The organism is Seleniivibrio woodruffii, from assembly GCF_029267515.1.
Lineage (GTDB): Bacteria > Chrysiogenota > Deferribacteres > Deferribacterales > Geovibrionaceae > Seleniivibrio > Seleniivibrio woodruffii_A.
Map to the genome: position 1 here is coordinate 271,355 of NZ_JAJUIS010000001.1, position 20,106 is coordinate 291,460.

General features: G+C 47.0%; 18 protein-coding genes. 6 read left to right on the forward strand and 12 right to left on the reverse strand.

Translation table 11 applies throughout. The features are described from left to right. Positions 1-130: 130 nt before the first annotated feature. Entirely contained in the window at positions 131-628 is a 498-nt protein-coding gene (locus Q7P67_RS01240) for an aromatic acid exporter family protein (protein WP_303849895.1), read from the forward strand. A gap of 20 nt (positions 629-648) precedes the next feature. Here Q7P67_RS01240 and dnaJ read toward each other — a convergent pair whose 3' ends face one another. The 6 genes from dnaJ to Q7P67_RS01270 form a co-directional block, all read right to left on the reverse strand. Beyond that, complete coding sequence (gene dnaJ / locus Q7P67_RS01245) at positions 649-1,767, reverse strand: molecular chaperone DnaJ (RefSeq protein WP_303849897.1); 1,119 nt, start codon at positions 1,765-1,767, stop codon at positions 649-651. A 142-nt stretch (positions 1,768-1,909) separates the two neighbouring features. Next, positions 1,910-3,832 carry a molecular chaperone DnaK gene (gene dnaK, locus Q7P67_RS01250; protein WP_303849899.1) on the reverse strand — a complete coding sequence of 641 codons (1,923 nt, stop codon included), beginning with the start codon at positions 3,830-3,832 and terminating at the stop codon, positions 1,910-1,912. Positions 3,833-3,859: 27 nt separating this feature from the next. Beyond that, positions 3,860-4,384: a nucleotide exchange factor GrpE gene (gene grpE, locus Q7P67_RS01255; protein ID WP_303849901.1), complete on the reverse strand. Its 525-nt coding sequence runs from the start codon at positions 4,382-4,384 to the stop codon at positions 3,860-3,862. Positions 4,385-4,401: 17 nt separating this feature from the next. Then, on the reverse strand, positions 4,402-5,439 hold the full coding sequence (gene hrcA / locus Q7P67_RS01260; protein WP_303849903.1) for a heat-inducible transcriptional repressor HrcA: 1,038 nt from the start codon (positions 5,437-5,439) through the stop codon (positions 4,402-4,404). A 97-nt stretch (positions 5,440-5,536) separates the two neighbouring features. Next, positions 5,537-6,361: a Sir2 family NAD-dependent protein deacetylase gene (locus Q7P67_RS01265; RefSeq protein ID WP_303849905.1), complete on the reverse strand. Its 825-nt coding sequence runs from the start codon at positions 6,359-6,361 to the stop codon at positions 5,537-5,539. A gap of 226 nt (positions 6,362-6,587) precedes the next feature. Beyond that, positions 6,588-6,854: a DUF2917 domain-containing protein gene (locus Q7P67_RS01270; protein ID WP_303849907.1), complete on the reverse strand. Its 267-nt coding sequence runs from the start codon at positions 6,852-6,854 to the stop codon at positions 6,588-6,590. A 213-nt stretch (positions 6,855-7,067) separates the two neighbouring features. Between Q7P67_RS01270 and Q7P67_RS01275 the strand changes: the two genes are divergently transcribed. Then, a complete protein-coding gene (locus Q7P67_RS01275) occupies positions 7,068-8,498 on the forward strand; it encodes a PLP-dependent aminotransferase family protein (RefSeq protein WP_303849908.1) in 1,431 nt (476 codons plus the stop codon). Between the two features lie 2 nt (positions 8,499-8,500). On the opposite strand, the gene Q7P67_RS01280 is transcribed toward Q7P67_RS01275, so the two are convergent. The 6 genes from Q7P67_RS01280 to Q7P67_RS01305 form a co-directional block, all read right to left on the reverse strand. Next, positions 8,501-9,238 carry a DUF5131 family protein gene (locus Q7P67_RS01280; protein WP_303849910.1) on the reverse strand — a complete coding sequence of 246 codons (738 nt, stop codon included), beginning with the start codon at positions 9,236-9,238 and terminating at the stop codon, positions 8,501-8,503. A gap of 7 nt (positions 9,239-9,245) precedes the next feature. Then, complete coding sequence (gene tcmP / locus Q7P67_RS01285) at positions 9,246-10,382, reverse strand: three-Cys-motif partner protein TcmP (RefSeq protein ID WP_303849912.1); 1,137 nt, start codon at positions 10,380-10,382, stop codon at positions 9,246-9,248. A gap of 117 nt (positions 10,383-10,499) precedes the next feature. After that, entirely contained in the window at positions 10,500-11,204 is a 705-nt protein-coding gene (locus Q7P67_RS01290) for a peroxiredoxin (RefSeq protein ID WP_303849914.1), read from the reverse strand. A gap of 131 nt (positions 11,205-11,335) precedes the next feature. After that, positions 11,336-12,100 (reverse strand): glutamate racemase, encoded by a 765-nt coding sequence (murI, locus tag Q7P67_RS01295; protein ID WP_303849916.1) that lies wholly within the window; start codon positions 12,098-12,100, stop codon positions 11,336-11,338. Positions 12,101-12,163: 63 nt separating this feature from the next. Beyond that, positions 12,164-13,264, reverse strand: a complete 1,101-nt coding sequence (locus tag Q7P67_RS01300) for a hypothetical protein (protein ID WP_303849918.1) — start codon at positions 13,262-13,264, stop codon at positions 12,164-12,166. 5 nt (positions 13,265-13,269) lie between these two features. Beyond that, entirely contained in the window at positions 13,270-14,655 is a 1,386-nt protein-coding gene (locus Q7P67_RS01305) for a TIGR01777 family oxidoreductase (protein ID WP_303849920.1), read from the reverse strand. 360 nt (positions 14,656-15,015) lie between these two features. Between Q7P67_RS01305 and pta the strand changes: the two genes are divergently transcribed. From pta to radA, 4 genes are all read left to right on the forward strand, one after another. After that, the gene (pta, locus tag Q7P67_RS01310) at positions 15,016-16,005 is read left to right on the forward strand and encodes a phosphate acetyltransferase (RefSeq protein WP_303849922.1); all 990 of its coding nucleotides are present in this window, start codon (positions 15,016-15,018) and stop codon (positions 16,003-16,005) included. Between the two features lie 13 nt (positions 16,006-16,018). Further along, positions 16,019-17,269 carry an acetate kinase gene (locus Q7P67_RS01315; protein ID WP_303849924.1) on the forward strand — a complete coding sequence of 417 codons (1,251 nt, stop codon included), beginning with the start codon at positions 16,019-16,021 and terminating at the stop codon, positions 17,267-17,269. Positions 17,270-17,733: 464 nt separating this feature from the next. Continuing rightward, positions 17,734-18,762 carry a Holliday junction branch migration DNA helicase RuvB gene (gene ruvB / locus Q7P67_RS01320; protein WP_303849926.1) on the forward strand — a complete coding sequence of 343 codons (1,029 nt, stop codon included), beginning with the start codon at positions 17,734-17,736 and terminating at the stop codon, positions 18,760-18,762. After that, on the forward strand, positions 18,763-20,100 hold the full coding sequence (gene radA, locus Q7P67_RS01325; RefSeq protein ID WP_303849928.1) for a DNA repair protein RadA: 1,338 nt from the start codon (positions 18,763-18,765) through the stop codon (positions 20,098-20,100). Positions 20,101-20,106 lie beyond the last annotated feature (6 nt).

Consider the following 20,106-nt stretch of genomic DNA (forward strand, 5'->3'; position numbering starts at 1 on the left):
TCTCCTTATGAGTTCAAACTTCATATATAGGTAATTTACGGGAATTAATCCAGATAAAACTTAAAAAGTATAGGTTATTGAATAATTTTCCGTATCGGTTATCATAAATATTACATAAAAGGTGAGGGATATGATCAGAAGTTTATTGAACAACATGTGGGTTAAGCACTCCTTCTGGACAGCAATGGCAGCCATGATATCCCTTTCTACGGCAAAGCTGCTGAGTCTGTCGGAATTTTACTGGGCGCCCATATCGGCAATAATTGTGATGCAGTCCACTTTGGGGCAGTCGTGGGACACATCCAAACAGAGACTCATCGGCACAGTGATAGGTGCATTATTCGCAGGAGCTTTTAATTTTGTATTTCCCGATGTGAATACGCTGAATTTCGGGCTGGGGATATTCATCATGGGGATGATATGCTACGGGCTGAAACTCACCATGAGCGCATACAGGCTCGGCGGTGTGACCTTTGCGATAATCCTTCTGATGCACCACAGCGAGGTGGCATGGAGGATAGGTTTCGACAGGTTTGTGGAGGTTGCGCTGGGTATCTGCGCGGCTTTGCTGGTCAGTTTTGTAGATAATAAATGTCCGGCGATGAAGGCGTTAAAAAAGGCGGCATGAAAGCCGCCCAGATATAGGTGTTAGCCTTTAAAAAACTCTTTCATCCTGTCCCAGAGTGACTTCTGGGAGTGGTATGTCTCTTCGGTAACCGTCAGGTCAAACTGTTCCAGAAGCTCTTTCTGGTCTTTCGTAAGCTGTGTGGGCAGAAGCACTTTAAGCTCGATGTTCATGTTGCCTATGCCGATACCCTGAACGTCGGGAAGCCCCTTGCCTTTCAGAACTATTTTATCGCCGGGCTGAGAACCCGCCTTTATGGTTATTTTTTCATTTCCGTTCAGCGTGGGTATCTCTATAGATTTACCGAGTATAGCATCAACGAAGGATATGGGCAGTTCCATATATATTTCTCTGCCTTCGCGTTTGAACAGTTTGTGGGGGATAACTGAAACCTCTATGAAAAGGTCGCCAGCGGGACCTCCGTTACTGCCTGAGTTTCCCTTTCCGGAGAGGCGCATTGTCATGCCGTCCTCTATTCCTGCGGGAACCTTTACGTTGAGCTTAGTTGTGACGCGCTTTGTGCCTTCGCCGCGGCACTCTTTGCAGAGTTCCTTGATAATCTGTCCGGTACCGCCGCATGTGCCGCAGGGTGTGCTGATGGCAAAAAGTCCCTGTCTGCGCTGTATGGTGCCTGAGCCGTGGCATGTGGGGCATGTTTCAACAGCTCCGGGTTCTGCGCCTGTGCCGTCGCAGCGGGAGCAGTTCTCTGTTTTGGGTACGTTGAGTTCCTTTTCGCAGCCGAACGCCGCCTCTTCAAAAGTTATCTCGATGCCCATCTGTATGTTTGTGCCCTTCTGGGGTCTGCGTTTGCGTCTTGTGCTGCCCGCCGTACCAAAGAAATCGCCGAAGACGTCCCCGAAGAACTCCTCGAAGATGGTGTCGCCGCCGAAACCGCCGCCGCCGCCGAATCCGTTGTTTTTATCGTCAAAGACTCTTCCGTACTGATCATACTGCGCACGCTTCGTGCCGTCGGACAGAACGGAATATGCCTCGTTGATTTCTCTGAATTTCTCTTCCGCCTCTTTGTTCCCCTGATTTCTGTCGGGGTGATACTGCATGGCGAGTTTTCTATATGCTTTTTTCAGTTCGGTTTCTGTGGCGTTTTTGTTGACGCCCAGAGTTTCGTAGTAATCTTTAGCCAAGATGCCGCTCCAAGTCTTGTTCCCCTCTTTAACAAAGAGGGGTTAGGGGAGATTTATATTATAAATCGCCGCCCATCCCTTTATAAATGAGGTTGGGAAATAAAGAAAGGGCTGATAAATATTACCAGCCCTTTTTTGATAATTATTTCTTTTCGTCTTTAACTTCTTCAAACTCGGCGTCAACCACGTCGTCGGCAGACTTTTGCTGTGTTCCCTCTGTGCCGTCGGGAGACTGAGGTTCCTGCTGCTGTGCCTGAGCCGCTTTATAAATTTCTTCCGCAAGTTTATGAGCAGCCTTTGTCAGCTCCTCGATTGCGGCGTTGATTGCGGCTGGGTCTTCACCTGCTGATTTCTCTTTCAGGTCGGCAAGAGCTTTTTCAATAGCTTCTTTTGTCTGCGCATCAACCTTGTCACCGTGTTCGGACAGTGATTTTTCAGTTGAGTATACAAGGGTATCAGCCTGATTTCTCGCTTCGACAAGCTCTTTTTTCTTCTTGTCTGCGTCGGCGTTAAGCTCTGCGTCTTTGACCATTTTGTTTATCTCTTCATCGGACAGACCGCTTGAAGGAGTGATGCGGATGGACTGTTCCTTGCCTGTTCCCTGATCTTTCGCGGAAACGTGGAGGATACCGTTTGCATCTATGTCGAACGTAACTTCGATCTGCGGAACGCCGCGGGGTGCCGCGGGGATGCCCACGAGGTCGAAACGTCCGATGTGTTTGTTGTCGTTTGCCATTTCACGTTCGCCCTGAAGCACGCTGATGGTAACTGATGTCTGGCTGTCAGCAGCAGTCGTGAATGTCTGGCTCTGACGTGCGGGTATAGTTGTGTTTCTGGGGATGATCTTGGTCATAACGCCGCCCAGAGTCTCAATTCCCAGTGACAGAGGCGTTACGTCGAGCAGAAGAACGTCTTTAACGTCGCCCGCAAGAACCGCACCCTGAATAGCCGCGCCCACTGCAACAACTTCATCGGGGTTGATACCTTTGTGGGGTTCTTTGCCGAAAAATTCTTTAACCTTCTGCTGAACAAGGGGCATACGGGTCATACCGCCGACGAGGATAACCTCGTCAATCTGGCTTGCGGAGAGACCTGCATCCTGCAGGGCTTTTTTGCAAGGCTCAAGGGAGTTTACCACGAGATCCATAACCAGAGACTCGAATTTTGCTCTGGAAAGTTTTACCACAAGGTGTTTGGGACCTGTAGCGTCAGCAGTGATGAACGGAAGGTTTATTTCTGTTTCGCCAGCTGTTGAAAGTTCGTGTTTGGCTTTTTCAGCAGCCTCTTTCAGACGCTGGAGAGCCATTTTGTCGTTGCGCAGGTCGATACCGTTTGATTTCTGGAATTCAGCCACCAGCCACTCGACTACGCGCATATCGAAGTCGTCACCGCCGAGGAACGTGTCGCCGTTGGTTGATTTAACTTCGAAAACGCCGTCGCCAAGCTCAAGGATGGAGATATCGAAAGTACCGCCGCCAAGGTCGTATACGGCGATCTTTTCATCATGTTTTTTGTCCAGACCGTATGCAAGAGCAGCCGCTGTGGGCTCGTTGATGATACGGAGCACGTTGAGACCGGCGATTCTGCCCGCATCTTTCGTAGCCTGACGCTGTGCGTCGTTGAAGTATGCGGGAACGGTGATAACAGCGTCTGTGACTGTTTCGCCGAGGTAGTCCTCAGCAGTGGATTTCAGCTTCTGAAGTATCATAGCCGAAACTTCCTGAGGAGCGTATTTTTTGCCTTTAACTTCGACCCATGCGTCGTTGTTGTCGGAGCCTACAATTTTGTAGGGAAGAACTTTCTTTGCTTTTGCCACTTCGGGCGCGTCAGATTTGCGTCCGATGAGACGTTTGATAGAGAAAATTGTGTTTTCGGGGTTGGTTATCGCCTGTCTTTTCGCCAGCATACCGACCAGTCTGTCAGAATCTGTGAACGCCACAACTGAAGGGGTGGTAAGCGCGCCTTCGGAGTTTGCGATAACTTTAGGCTGTCCGCCCTCCATAATGCTTACGCATGAGTTTGTGGTTCCAAGGTCAATACCGATAACCTTTTTGGATGTTGCCATTGTGTCCTCCTGAGATTGTATATCTTATTACTTATTCCTTTTGTTGACCTTCACTTTTGAGGGGCGAACCACTCTTCCGTGGAGGGTGTATCCTTTCTGAAGTACCATCAGTACTTTGTTGTCGTCATATTCTTCATTGCAGTCAACCATCAGCGCCTCGTGGAACTGGGGATTGAAGTCGTCGCCGATGTTAAGCTCTATCTCTTTCAGTCCGTATTTTTCAAGGGTCTCACTCATCTGTTTCAGCGTGAGCTGAACGCCCTCTTTAAGAGCCTCCACCGGATTTTCACCGGAGATGTGACTGAGCGCCATCTCGAAGTTGTCCATAACCGGGAACAGGGCGGATATCAGGTTCAGGTTGGAGTATTTCAGTTTGTCGTCGAACTCCTTTGTGAGCCTTTTGCGTACGTTGTCCATTTCGGCAAGGGAACGCAGTTCGCTGTCTTTCGCCGCCGCCAGAGACTCGGCGAGTCTTTCATTCTGCTCACGCAGAAGGGTCAGTTCGTCTTTCGGCGTCTCTTCCTGCTGCTCTTTGTTTTCCATCTCTTCCATTATCTATTTCCTCTTGTTTATTTCTCTAAAAATTTGCCCATAATGCCCGAAACGAGTTCGGCGGAGCAGTCCACAACGGAAACAACATCCGTGTAGCGCATCCTCTTGGGTCCGATGATCCCCAGCATTCCGATAACGTTGCCGCCTCTGGAATAGGTCTTGGTAACAAGTCCCAGTTCGCTCACCTCTGAGCGCCCGATCTCGGACCCGATGAAGATGTTTACCCCTGTAGCGTTCTGGCATTTATCAAGTATGTCGAAGATGAATTTTTTCTCTTCAAATGTCTGGAAAAGTCCTTTTAGTCTGGATACGTCACTGAATTCCGGCAGGTCAAGTATGCCTGTCGTGCCGCTTACGATTATGTCCTGACCGAAATCACCCTTATTGAATACCCGTTCTGTAACGTTCATGATATTGCGGTATAAGGAGTCCATGCGGTTTTTGTCTTTGCGCATCTCGTCCAGAACGGCTGTTTTGACCTCCATAAGGCTTTTGTCCATGAAGTGTGTGTTAAGGTAGTTGCTTATCTGGGTCAGGTCGCTGTCGGTTACGTTCGGCGCAATGTCTATCATGACATTGTGCACTATGCCCGTTCTGGCGACTATGACAGCCAGCACAGTAGTGCTGTTGAGCCTTATAAATTCAATATGTTTAAGTAGCATGGTGTTGAGCTTGGGCGAGATTACAAACCCGACGGAGCGGGTCAGGCGGCTGAGGTTGTCGCTGACCTTTTTGAACATGCCGTTTATGTTTTCAGCGCTGCAATCGTTTTTAAGCTGTTCCATAACAGCTTTGTCGGAAAGGCTGAAAGTGACCAGCTTGTCTATATAATATCTGTAACCCTCGTCCGAAGGTATTCTGCCCGCAGATGTATGGGGCTGAAGAATGTACCCTTTTTCCTCCAGATCGCTCATTATGTTGCGTATGGAGGCGGGACCGAGCTTCAGCGGACCTGTCTTTGAGATGTGCCTTGAGCCGACAGGTTCATTGCTCTGCACAAACTCCTCAATGATTGTTTTAAGTACGGCTTCTTCTCTGTCGTTCAGGAAATTCATTGCTCACACCGTTTTGTTAGCACTCATTGGCAAGGAGTGCTAAAGCATAGAATATGAGTTGAGTCTGTTGCTGTCAAGCCTTTTTTAGTATGTTTTGTCAGAGTAAGTTAAGGATTTTTGCGATGGCTTGAAAAGCGGGGAGCGAGCGCTCTTTTATGAAAAGGTCCGGTGTGCACACCATTGCAGAAGAAGGATCCGGATTGACGGTTATGATTTTTGAACCGTACTGCTGCATCCGTTTTGCTATGTAATCGTTTGTAGGTATCTGGCTGCTGGAACCTATGAGGAAAACGAGGTCGATGCGTTTGTGTCTGCTGAGAAAATCATCAAAATGGTTAAGTTGTATATCGTTTTCAATATATTCCCAGTCGCCGAACATCAGTATGTTGGGACGAAGAATGTCTCCGCATAAAGGGCAGCAGGGCATTGTCAGTGCGGACATGGTGTTTTCGTCCATTTCAAGCAGCGGAACGTCGGTGTTGTTCCGCACACCGTACCGGCATGAGGAGCCGTTTATACATTGCAGCCGCCACATGCTGCCGTGTATTTCGGTCACTCTGTCCGCCGACATACCGGAGATGATATGGTACCCGTCGGTATTGGTGGTGTGGACGAAACTGTCTTCAAAAATCTCCGCCGCCATAAGGTTTATGACATGATAGCCGGAGTGCGGAATATTTTTGCGGGCATTGCGCCTGCGCCATTCGTAAAACGCCCAGCTATGCTGCGGCTGTTTGCGGAAGGACGCGGGGGATGCAAGCTCCTGCGGGAGAAGTCCCTTGTCTTTGAACACCGGAAAATTCTTCCAGTAGCCGTCGCGGTCTCTGAATGTCGGGATACCGCTGTCGGCGCTCATCCCCGCCCCTGTCAGAAAAAGGCAGGTCTTCGAATTTTTAATCAGGCTTTTCAGTTCGTCGTACATGACATATTTTAGCATGAAAATGTCAAAAGCACATGGATGTGCTTCGCGGCTTGAGACGAGACGCCTTTGGTGTCGAGTCGAGAGAAGCGTTGCGAACAAACGACATGGAAGTCGTTTGAGAGTGTATAATTGAAAAAGGGCGACATTTCTGCCGCCCCTTTCCTACGCTTGAAGAGATAAGGAGGATGTATGTGTAAAGGCGCGGTGCGCCCCACTTAATCGTATTCTAGTTGTTGTCCGCCGTCATTGTATGGGGATGTGGCATATCCGCCATGACTGTGACAAAAGACACGCTGTCTGCGAGAGCTTCAACGACAACCTTGTCGGATGCGATGATGTGGAGTTCCTTGCCTGCGTAAAGCACACGGTCGCCCAGTGCGTTTCCTGCAGTTATCCATAATGAACCCTCGCTGCAATAGATGCTGATTGATTTTGCGTCTTCAAAACCTTTGGTCTGAAACCGTTTTAATCTTAGCTCCTGTCTGCTTGTCATGATGCCACCTCATGTTTCGGAATTAAGTGTTCGCCCTATGGTGATTCTTATATTCTAAAAAATCGTTAATTACCATCGGTCTTTTTGAAAGCCAGCCTTCTGAATTTCAAAAGCCTCTTCTGCTGCCCACTTTCTGATTGTAAAATACAGCAATAACAGTTACCATAACAGATACAGAAAAAAAGAAATGTTTACATAACAGTTGAGGACTGTATGGCAAAAGTTAAGCAGGAATTCCGGTACAGACAGGTTATGGACGTTATCGTAACCATGATGGAGAACGAGGTTCTGCGTCCCGGCGACAAGGTTCCGTCGCTGCGGAAGATGAGTGAGGAACAGAGTGTAAGCCTTTCGACAGTGATGCAGGCATACATGGAACTTGAGAGCGTAGGTATGCTGGAAGCCCGCCCCCAGTCGGGGTTCTACGTTTCCGGCGGCACCATTGTCCCCCGCGAGACGGTGCGGGTGACCAAGCCCAGCGACCAGCCCATGCAGGTTAAAAACAGCAACCTGATACAGGAGATATTGTACGCGGTCACCAATCCGGAGATAATTCCGTTGGGATGCGCCATGCCTGCAACTGAACTGTTACCCCACAGGGAACTGAACAGTATAATGAAAAAACTGTTATCCACCGACAGCGAAACGCGGGTGGAATACGGCGACGTTCAGGGACATAAATTTTTCCGCCAGCAGCTCGCCTATTACATGAATATGAACGGCAATTCCATAAGCAGCGACAATATAATCATTACAAACGGCGCTTCCGAAGGCATAACCATGGCGATGCGCGCCGTGACGCGTCCCGGAGACCTTGTTCTGATGGAATCGCCCAGCTATTTCGGATTCATGCACCTGCTTGAAACAGCTAAGGTTTATGCTCTGGAGCTTCCGACCAGCCCGCAGGACGGCATACTTATGAAGGATTTCCGTGAAGCGCTGAACAGATTCGACGTTAAAGCGGTTCTGGTTCAGCCTAACTATGGCAATCCCATGGGGCACACCTACCCCGAAGACGCGCGTAAAGAGCTTGTGGAGCTTTGCAACAAAAAGGATATCCCCGTTATTGAGGACGATATCAACGGCGATTTCAACTTTTCCGGCAGGCGGCTCAGCAACCTGAAAAAATACGACAAAAACGGCAACGTGATACACGTTTCATCCTTTTCAAAGAGTCTCGCGCCGGGTTATCGCGTGGGCTGGATCGAACCGGGCAAATATTTCGACGAGATACTGCGCCAGAAGATAGCGTCCAGCATGGCGACGAACACTGTGCCGCAGCTTACCGTTGCGCACTTCCTCGCATCGGGCAAATTTCCCAGACACCTGCGCAAAATGAATAACAGTTTCAAGGCGCAGGTTGAGACATATACATATCAGATTCTCCGCCACTTCCCCGAAGGAACGCGGGTGACACGCCCGCAGGGCGGATTCGTTCTTTGGGTGGAGATGCCGGACAAGGTGGACACGCTGGACATGTACCCCAGAGCGCTTAAAGAGAAGATATCTTTTTCGCCTGGCGGGATTTTCTCATCTCAGCAGAAATACAATAACTGTATGCGGATAAACTGCGGATTTCCTTGGGACAGCAAGTTTGAGAAATCGATAATCAGGCTGGGTGGGATAGCTAAGAGCTACCTGTAAGCCTATTTTATAAATGACTTTATATTTGTTGTATATTTTGGCATTTCATTCCATATTTTACCATCAAGAGTACGACCTGAAATTTTTTTGTTTGTTCCTCCCCATTGTTTGAAAAAAAATGAAACATTTTCATCCACACATTTGTCACGGATTTCTCTAGCCCAATCAATCAATAACGGTCTTGCATTAGCTCCAGACTCTCCACCGGCAACAACCCAATTTATATCTTTGAGATTTATATTTTTAATCGAACTAATCAATGGTTCTGCTGATATAAATCTAATTTTTGCAGGAATTTGTCTTAAATGTTCCGCTCTAAACATCACTTCAGAATTTTCAACAGTGACACCAGCCCAAGCGTTTGATGGAAAGCCGTATTTATTGGTAAATATTGCGAATCTTTCGCTTCGTTTAGTTAGTATTTGAAATGTATGCCAATATGCGTTTTTTATAACATCAAAAATATTAATGATAAAATTATCGGGGACATCATTGTGGAATAAATCACTCATGGAACACACAAAAATCATTCGTGGCTTTTTCCAGAGCAATGGTGCATTTAGTACATGATTATGACAGGTGAGTTTAAAGCCATTCATATAATTTTTGCTTCCCATCATTTTGAGTCTATTTGCCATTTTTTCTGCGTAGCAGTTATTGCACCCTGAGCTTATTTTTGTGCATCCTGTAATTGGGTTCCATGAAGATTCAGTCCATTCAATTCTTGAAATATTACTCATTTTGTTCCTAAGGAAACAAAATCACGACAGCATCTTCACAAAATGCTTTTCCTCTTGGAGTGCCATCTGATTTTATTTCAGATAAATTTATTCGCTTGTTTTTTACCATATATTTAATTGTATCGCAGTAATTTGTTCTGCAATAGTTCGTTTTTATATGGTGTTGTTTAAAGAGCTTATTAAAGGTAATTTTTTCCCCTTTGAAATCACTTAGCAAATCACAAGCCAAATCCTCTTTCCTATTGGTAATATAATTATCGACAGCGTTATTGTTCGCTCTCGGATTATATTCATATATAGGGAATCCATTTGAATCTGAATTGATTTTTCTTATAATATCTTTGAATAATAAATAACCTACTTCGCTTTTGGTTATATGAAATAGGTAGTGTTGTGTGCAATTTGCTTTTTTACTTAAAAATCTAAAATGTGATACATAAGTTTTTGGAAAAAGTTTTGTTAATTCCTTTTTAAAAGATTCTACAATAAGATTTTGCTTTTGGTGTTGAGATAAACATTGTTCTTGTTGTTTGATGCTTATGTAGCTGTCTCCAAAAAGAGGAGCTAAATTTGAATCAGAATTTTTTAGTCTCAATGCTCTAATTACGCCGACATAATTAAAAAAAATAAAACAGTCAGAACCAAACTCCTCTATTCCGGTTCTTATAGATTCTAAACTTAGCCCCTTATAACCAAAAGGATCCAAAAAAAGCAAGGTTGGAAAATTACATCTTTTGAATATATTGTTAACTAGAGTGACGTCAACTTTTTGATTAGTAAATTGTGGTGGATACCTAAAATTAAGATTTGAACAAATATTGCCAACGCAACCAGACAATGACTCAATTGATGCCTTATGACTATCATTGAATATTGCTTCAACGCAGTTTCGTTGCTGCTCAGATTGTACAATCTTTGACATAATTGACATTGCAGTTCCATGTGAGCCATCTTTATATGCACCTGCACCAGCATACAAATCAATATACCCAAAATGAGTCTCATGAAAATTTTTATTTGGAGATGATTTAGCTGAATTCATCATTTTTTCAATCCAAGATGAATAATAATCAGTGACTATTTTAGTTTTAATGCTACTGCTAGTTGTTTTAGATTGAAAAAACTCATCAGACGTTTTACCCATTTTTTAACCTCATTCATGCCATGTGAATAATAATCGGATAAAAGAATAAAAGTCATGAGAAGTTAATTAGAGTAAAAAAGGAAAAACAGGAGGGGGCATTTCAGCCCCCATGTTTCGTTACTTTTTAAGTTTGGAATCTATTTCCTGTGCGCTGACAGGTTTTGTACAGAAGTACCAGTCGTAGCACTTAACGTTTTCCTCTTTGCCTTCGACCCTGTCTTTTGCAACGCCGCATGAGCCTGCGGGCGGAACGATAACTTCGTCGCCGGGTCTCCAGTCGGCAGGTGTGGCACATGTGAAAGCGTCCGCTGTCTGAAGAGCAACAACGATTCTCAGAAGCTCGTCAAAGTTGCGTCCGGTGCTCAGCGGATAGTAAAGCACGGTGCGTATCACGCCTTTGGGGTCGATTACGAATACCGCCCTGACAGCTTTTGTGTTGCTTTCGCCCTCCTGAATCATGCCGTATTTCTTTGCCACTTCCATTGTTATGTCTTCGATAAGGGGGAACTTGACCTCCATGCCTTTCATGCCTTTGAAGTCAATCTTCTCCTTGATGTTGCGCAGCCATGCTATGTGGCTGTAAAGCCCGTCAACGGAGAGACCCACCAGCTTACAGTTGTATGCGGCGAAGTCCTTTTCCATCTTTGCAAATGTCATGAACTCGGATGTGCATACGGGTGTGAAATCCGCGGGGTGGCTGAAAAGTATGACCCAGCTACCGTTATAGTCTGCGGGAAAATTTATCTCGCCCTGTGTTGTCACAGCTTTGAATTCGGGTGCCTGTTCCCCTATTCTGGGAATTGATACTACAGTGTTTTCCATGTTTGCCTCCTTGGAAATTCATATATTCGATAAAGTGTATATAAGAGGAAAAAGATAATTAGTCAATAATTTTTTTCCAAAAGAGACAAGAAAAATTTATCCTGTATAAAATCAGGTTAACTGCCAATAGATTAAAGGGCTACTTTTTTAGACTGTAGTCCGCCCGCCAACACATTTTTCAGTGTTTCGAAAGCGGGTGATTCGTCTGTGAGGTAAATCTCGCGTATTCCCGACTGCTCTGTTGGGATTTTCAGCTCTTTGATGCACTCAAGAACCGCCTGCGATGAATCGACAATGTTGAAATGGGGAAATTTTTCCAGTATGCGCCCTTTAAGGAGGGGATAGTGGGTGCAGCCGAGGATGAGGGTGTCGATGCCGGAGCCTGCCAGCTCGGACAGATACATCTGTACAACCTGCTTTGCCACGTCTGTTTCGATGAGCATTTCCTCAACAATCGGAACGAAAAGAGGACATGCTGTCTGGTAGACCTGAACATCGGGTTTAAGGGCTTTCAGCGCTTTGACATACGATTCGCTGCGCACGGTTGCGCGGGTGCCTATAACGCCTATTCTGTTGTTATGAGTCACAGCAACAGCGCTTTTTGCGCCCGGTTCAACAACGCCGATAACGTTCACTCCGAACTGCTTTTTGATGGCGTCAATTGCGTATGACGATGCCGTGTTACATGCAATTACGATGGTGTCTATCCTGAAGTTCTTAACGAGGAATCCTGCGCACTCAAGACTGTAGCTGATAACTGTTTCAGGCGATTTGTTGCCGTAAGGCACGCGTGCCGTATCGCCGAGGTAGTACATATCCAGTTTCGGGAAATATTCGCTGATAGTTTTGTAAACCGTGAGTCCGCCCACGCCTGAGTCAAAGATTCCGATAGACACTTGTTCTCTCCTTTATAAAACAAGACAGGATAATATTACCGTCAGGACAAATTGGCAAGAATTTTATATGCCTGCCGGGTTCACTCCTGTCGGTTTTGAGAAGAACATTGCATACAGGAACACCGCGTAAGCTCCTACAGCCACCAGAGCAACCCACGGAATATAGAACCCTATGGGTGCAAGAAGCGCAACAATGAGCCAGTGGAGCGCGATCACTTTGCCGGAGTGCAGCATTATGGGGAAGTCATTATGGCGGCATATCACCGCGAGACCGCTTATGTTCCATCCGTAAAGGGACAGTGTTCTGTGATAAAGTATTGTGAGCTGCCGCATCTGTTCGGAAGGCTCGCCCATTGCATATATAAGGATGTAGAAGACACCGGAAACGGCGGTCATAACCAGAAAAACTATACCCGATGTCAGAAACGCCTTCTGCTGCTCCATGTATCCTGTCTTTATATATAGGAGAAGCACGGCGGAAACTGCGACGAACAGGGTGAGCGAAATCGAAAGCTCAAGCCACACCGCCTCGAACAGGATGAACAGGAAGAATATAATGACGCCGACGGTGATTGTCCAGAACAGCGCTGTTTTGAAAAAGATAATCCGTGCAGTTCCGTATTTTCGCATGGCGGCGAAGAGCACGCTGAGCGTTATCAGCGAACTGGGGAATGAAAAACCAAGAAAAAAGGTGTTCAGCGACAGTTTTTCGAAGTCCAGCCAGTGATAATATTCATGGTTGAGTATCGCAAGGACTGAAATCAGAAGTCCTATGGACAGGCAAAGCAGCGCTGCGTTGTGGAATTTTACTGACACTGAGTCCTTTGTCGTGAAAAACTGCCACGGAAAAAAGCCGAATTTTTTTATCCGTACGGACTCGGTTATGAAGCAGAGCGCCAGAGCTATTATAATGCACGGCACATACAGCTTGAAAAAAGCAAAAACCGCGAACGCAAACGCCAGAACATAAAACAATATAAGCCGTTTAGGCATTTCGTTCCTCTGCATTGTAAAATAGAGGATTATCGTGCCTCCGGAACAGAGGTTGAAAAGGAAGATATGGAGCCTCTCAAAGTCATAGCCGCCCACGACATGGTGCATAAAGCCGAAACTCAGCGCCACGGTCATTGTCACAAGAAACAGCATTTTCAAAGAGACGCTCATGATGCCTACCCTCCCAGAAGATGCCCGAAAGCCTGGATAAGATCCGGATACCTGAACCGGAATCCGCTCTTAATGAGTTTTTCGGGGTAAACGTTTGCTCCGGACAAAAGAACTTCTTTGCCCATCTGCCCGTACATCTTCATGATAACATAGGGCGGAATATTAATAAATCTAGGTTTTCGCATATAATCGGCAAGTGTATCGGAAAATTCTTCAGATGTGACTGCTTTCGGAGAGGTAAGATTCACGGCACCGCTTATCTCCTTGTGTTCCAGAAGATGTCCTACACTGTACAGTACGTCGTCCATGGCAACCCAGCTCAGGTATTGCTTTCCGCTTCCGAAGACAGGACCAAGACCAAGGGAAAAAGGCAGGGACATTCTTTGCAGTGCGCCGCCAGCAGGTGTGAGCACCACGCCGATGCGCAGAAAAATGACGCGGATGCCTTTGTCCAGAGCAGGTTTTGCAGCCTCTTCCCATTTTTTGCATACTTTCGCTATAAAGTCGTGACCGCCAGCCTTTTCGTCTTCAGTGATTATCTCGTCTCCGTGTGCACCGTAATAACCGATTGCTGAGGCGCAGATAAAAGTTTTCGGCGGGTTTTTCATTTTCGCCAGAGTGTTTGCAAGCAGAGCAGTGCTGCGCACGCGGCTGTCGATTATCTCGCGCTTCTTTTCGTCCGTCCATTTGCCCTCGCCTATGGGTTCTCCTGTGAGATGGATAACCGCATCGGCGTTTTCGAACTTATCCTCTATTATGCCAGCGTTGGGGTTCCAGCATACGTCGCCTATGCAGAGTTTGGACTTATCCCTCAGAAGGCGTATGACTCTGTGTCCCTGGGTCTGAAGAAAGGGAATCAGCGCCGAGCCGACAACACCGGACGAGCCTGACACCACAACGGTTTTAGGGGCGGGGCTGTACTCCTTGTAAAATTCTATGTCGTTTCTGCATACGTCTTCTCTGTAGCGAAACATTTTTTCAAGTTTTGTCCGCACAAAGTTCCCTGCCACAGCCGTTGAGAAAGGATGCAGGGGCAGTCTGTATTCAACGTGGTCTTTAACTGTTGTTATGCCGTCTGATTCAGTGAAATAATGCGAATGTTCCCATTTGGAAAAGGGTCCATTGTTCTGTCTGTCTTTAAAGAATGAATTTTTTTCGTAACCGATGTGCTCTGCTTTCCATACCATTGAAACGGGTCCGGTTTTGAGTCTGATGTCGCACTTTGCGCCGACCTGAATGCCGTCGTCGCGCCTTATGAGTGATACATTCTCCCATGGCGGACTAAGCCGGAACAGCGCTCCCTCCCTTTCGTGCCATTCAAAAACGGTGGAAATATCTGCTTTAATACTGGTTTCGTGTTCAAAAATATTGGGTGAGTAATTTTTAACCATTTCTCAGTGTAAATCGAAATTTTAATATATGCAACGGTGTGTTGCTTTTTTTTTGTGCACCGAAAACGGTTCTGAGAATGCGTTTAGAACAAGTAGGCAAAAGACAAACAGTATTTATATTTTCCGCGTTTGCGGATATATTATGTTTTTACATACGGATAAGCATATGTAAGATATTTGGCAATAACCTTATTTCAGTAAATATTTCCAGAATTTAACTAATAATTCCAGATTATTATCGGCAAAAATCTATCGGAAAAAATCTATCTGGAGACCGTATAGTCAGCTTAAAATTTTGCATTGAAGTTTTTTATAATGTAATGTAAAACGTAGTATCATTTTGGTCTATCGGAGGTCTTTATGTCACTGATGCAGAAATTCTGGGATATTGCGAAGGCGAGAAACAAAACCATCGTCCTACCAGAAGGCTGGGATGAACGTACCATAGATGCGGCGAACGCCATTGCGGAAAACGGTCTTGCAAACGTTATAGTTCTCGGAAAAGAGGATGCTGTTAAAGGTCTTTTTCAGTCAAAAGGTTATGAAGTGCGCTGCAAAATAATCGACCCCGAAACCAGTGAATATTATGTTGATTTTGTAAATACATACTATGAAAGCAGAAAAGCCAAAGGGATGACCCTCGAAGAGGCTCAGGCAAGTATGAAAGACGTAAACTATTTCGGTTCCATGCTTGTTCAGAAAGGCATTGCCCACGGCGCCGTTACAGGAGCCTGCCACACCACAGGCGACGTGCTCCGCGCTGCTATACGCGTTATCGGTACGAAAAAGGGAATGAAAACCGTATCAAGCTGTTTTATTATGGTGACACCAAAGACCGAGTTCGGAAAGGACGGGGCGGTTCTTTTTGCAGACTGTGCGGTTATTCCGAACCCGGATGCGCAGACCCTTGCGGAGATAGCCGTTGCCACGGCGGACAGTTGCAGGTCTTTCCTTGAGGTTGAGCCTAAGGTGGCTATGCTGTCTTTTTCCACAAAGGGAAGCGCACAAAGCCCCGAAACGGAAAAAGTTATCGAGGCGACGAAGATAGCGAAAACTCTCGCACCCTCTCTTAAAATAGACGGAGAACTTCAGGCGGACGCTGCGCTTCTTGCGGCTGTCGGAGCGAAGAAAGCCCCCGGAAGCGAAGTTGCAGGCTCTGCGAATGTTCTTGTGTTCCCCACACTTGACGCGGGAAATATTGGGTATAAACTTGTAGAAAGGATTGCAGGCGCAGAAGCGATAGGGCCTGTCATTCAGGGACTTGCGAAACCGGTTAACGACCTCTCCAGAGGATGCAAATACATGGATATCGTCAATGTGGCGGCTATAACCGCCGTTCAGGCTGACTAGGGGGTTTATTTAGATGGATATTCTCGCTCTTAACTGCGGCAGTTCATCGGTTAAATACCAGCTTTACAGCTGGACCAACAAGCAGGTCATTGCAAAGGGTCTGGTTGAAAGAATAGGTATCGGCGATTCTTTCATCGTGCACGAGGTTCCGGGAAAGGAGACGCTGCGTGAGGAATATGAGTGCCACGACCACTCCGCGGCAATAGGTCTTATTATCAAAACACTCTCAAGAGGCGCATCTGCCGTCATTGACAGCATGGAGCAGATATCTGCCGTCGGACACAGGGTTGTCCACGGAGGCGAGGTTTTTGCCAGAAGTGTACTTATCAACGAAGAAGTTCTTAAAACAATAGAAGATGTTGCGCATCTTGCGCCGCTGCACAACCCGCCCAACCTTGCGGGTATCCGCGCCGCGCAGAAGGTTATGCCCAACGTTCCCCACGTTGCGATATTCGATACGGCATTTCATCAGACAATGCCGGACTATGCATACACATATCCCGTGCCCTATGAATGGTATGAAAAATACGGTGTGCGCAGATACGGTTTCCACGGAACAAGCCACCTTTACGTTTCAAAACGTGCGGCGTCTCTGCTTGGAAAACCTGCGAAAGATTGCAATATCATCACCATGCACATCGGTAACGGCGTTTCTCACACAGCCATAAAAAACGGAGTGAGTGTGGATACGTCAATGGGTATGACTCCACTTGAAGGCGCTGTTATGGGAACAAGATGCGGCGACGTTGACCCGGCTGTTCCGCTTTTCATGATGCAGAAGCTGAACGTTGACGCGAAAGCCATGGACAACCTGCTGAACAAAAAATCAGGCGTTCTCGGCATAACAGGCAGATTTACCGACAGACGCGACGTCATAAGCTGCGAAGACGAGGACTACAAACACCGCTGTACTCTTTCGCTTGAGGTGGAGGCATACAGACTTCGCAAATACATCGGCGCATATTATGCAGTGCTCGGCAGGGTGGACGCTATCGTGTTCACTGCGGGCGTTGGCGAGAACGCAGGTGTTATACGTCAGATGGCTATAGAAAATCTTGAGCCGATGGGGATTGTTGTTGATAAAGAGAAGAATCTGAAAACTTTCTCCAAGCACGGTGAGACAGAGATATCCACACCCGATTCAAAAGTGAAAGTTTTTGTTATCCCCACGAACGAGGAACTTGTGTTTGTGGAGGATGTGGTTGCGATACTTGAGGGGACTTACAAAGATCATACGGAGTATCCCTATTCTTTCTTAAAATAGCCCGCTTCGGCGGGCTTCTCTTTTTGCCGCATATCTGCTTCATTCTACCGCGTCAGATTCCATTCTCTCGCAACACATACAGAGTACGTATGCTTTTGCTTGTCTCATAAAATCTTCCTTGTATAACCCGCATCTAAGCAGCAAATTTTAAGACAGTCTGGGAATCGTCACTGCGAGCGATGCGGAGCAGTCTCAAGAATTTCTATCGTAAAAAAAATCTGCAATTATTTTAAATTTCCCCTTTAAAAAGATAAAAAAAGTCCTATTCTGATTTTTAGAGCTGCTAAATAAAAGGTGACACCCTTTTAATCCTCAAAACCACCCGTTAAAAAGGCATAACATGAATGCCACCTCTTGGGACGGTGCGGGCAGCCCCCCGCACCGTCATTTTACTCCCAAACCTTGCAATTATCTGTAAAACTGCTATTGTAGTACATCTATTAAATCAATCCACAGGCGGACGGATGGACGACATCTTTTCCAAAGACAAGCAGCCGGAGGACTTTCAGACACAGAACATCAGACCCGGCGGGTTTGACGATTATGTAGGTCAGTCAAAGGTTAAGGAGAATCTCAAGGTCTTTGTTCAGGCGGCGAAAAAGCGCGGACAGAGCCTTGACCACTGCCTTTTCCACGGTCCCCCCGGACTGGGAAAGACCACCCTTGCAAACATCATTGCCCACGAAATGGGAGTGAATATAAATTCCACCAGCGGTCCCGTCATAGAGCGTGCAGGAGATCTTGCCGCACTTCTGACGAATTTACAGGAGGGTGACGTTCTCTTCATAGACGAGATACACAGGCTCCACTCAAACGTTGAGGAGATTCTGTATCCCGCAATGGAAGACTATAAACTCGACATTCTCATCGGTCAGGGTCCTGCCGCAAGAACCGTTAAAATAGACCTGCCCCCCTTCACCCTCGTTGGCGCCACAACCCGCGCCGGCCTTCTCACCTCCCCTCTTAGAGACAGGTTCGGGATGATTCTTAAACTTGAATTTTACGGCATAGACGAGCTTACCAGCATAATTCTGCGCGGAGCATCAATCCTTGAAACGAAAATAGAGGATGCCGCCGCGAAAGAGATAGCTTCCAGAAGCCGCGGCACACCCCGTATCGCGCACAGGATACTCCGGCGTATCAGGGACTTTGCAGACGTGCTGAACAACGGCTTTGTTTCGCTGGACATAGCGCGTGAAGGACTCTCCCGTCTGGAGATAGACCGGGAAGGACTGGATAATTCAGACCGTTCCCTGCTGCTCTCCATAATAGAGAAGTATGGCGGCGGTCCTGTAGGCGTGGATACGCTGGCGGCTACGCTCAGCGAGGAGCGCGATACCATAGAGGATGTTATCGAACCCTATCTTATATACAGAGGCTTCATCAAAAAAACCCCCAGAGGGCGCATGGCAACAGCCATGGCTTATGAGCACCTGCGGCTCACGGCACCCAACCGCGTTACAGTTGCGGATTTTCTGGACGAGAACGACTAGATGGCGAAAAAGAAGAGCCGTTACGTCTGCCAGAACTGCGGATACGTTTCGCCGGGCTGGATAGGCAAATGTCCGGAATGTTCAAGCTGGAGCAGCTTCATTGAAGAGATTGAAGAACCGTCTGCGCCTGCAGGTAAAAAAAGTCAGACGGCAAACGTTACGGCAGTGAATCTGCGTGAGGTCAGGGGACTTGAAACCGAGCGCACCCGCACCGGCATAGGTGAACTGGATCAGGTGCTTGGCGGCGGACTTGTAAAGGGTTCGGTGATACTGGTCGGCGGAGAGCCGGGGATCGGTAAATCGACGATAGTTTTGCAGTCGGCGGGTATACTTTCCGGCGGAAACAGGAAAGTGCTGTACGTTTCCGGCGAGGAATCGGCAGCACAGATAAAGCTGAGAGCCGACAGGCTTGGGATGTCATCTGCGGATATCAGCATCCTGCCCACCAACAGTCTTGAGGATGTGCTTTCGGCGCTGGATAATGAGAGATTTGATTTTGTCGTACTGGACTCAATACAGACGGTCGCCTCTGCGGAACTTAATTCTGCCGCAGGAACCGTAGGGCAGGTTCGGCACGTTACATACAGACTGGTTGAGGTTGCAAAGAGCCGCGCCATAACCGTTCTTATTATCGGTCAGGTGACTAAGGACGGCTACATCGCGGGTCCTAAACTTCTGGAACACCTTGTGGACACAGTGCTTTATTTTGAAGGGGACTACAGCCGCGGGCTTCGCATCCTGCGCTCCGTGAAGAACCGTTTCGGTCCCACGGACGAGGTGGGCATCTTCGAAATGAGCGACAAGGGGCTGATGGAGCTGAAGAACTACAGCTTTGCAGACGACGCGGACAGGAGTGTTTCCGGACGGGTGAACGTTCCCGTTATAGAGGGTACGAGGGCTTTTCTCGTAGAGGTGCAGGCACTTGTTGCGCCGACCTTTTATCAGTTTCCCAAGCGCAACGCCATGGGAATTGACCTTAACCGTATGAACATGCTCATGGCGGTGCTGGACAAAAAGGGCGGGCTTAACCTTGCGGGCAGTGACGTTTATGTGAACGTTGCCGGAGGCATGAAAATAACGGAGACCAGTGCCGATCTTGCGTTGTGCGCTGCAATCGTTTCATCATACAGAGAGCAGGCGATATCGCCTGAGACCACCTTCATAGGCGAAGTGGGACTCACAGGAACCGTGCGTCCGGTATCAAATATGAAGAGCAGAGTTGCCGAATGTTATAAAATGGGTATCAGGAAATTTTTCCTTCCCGAAAAAGTCGAGTTTGACAAAAAAATAGAAATCGTTTTAACTAAGGATATATCAGGGTTCCTTGATATGTTTTAATAAGGA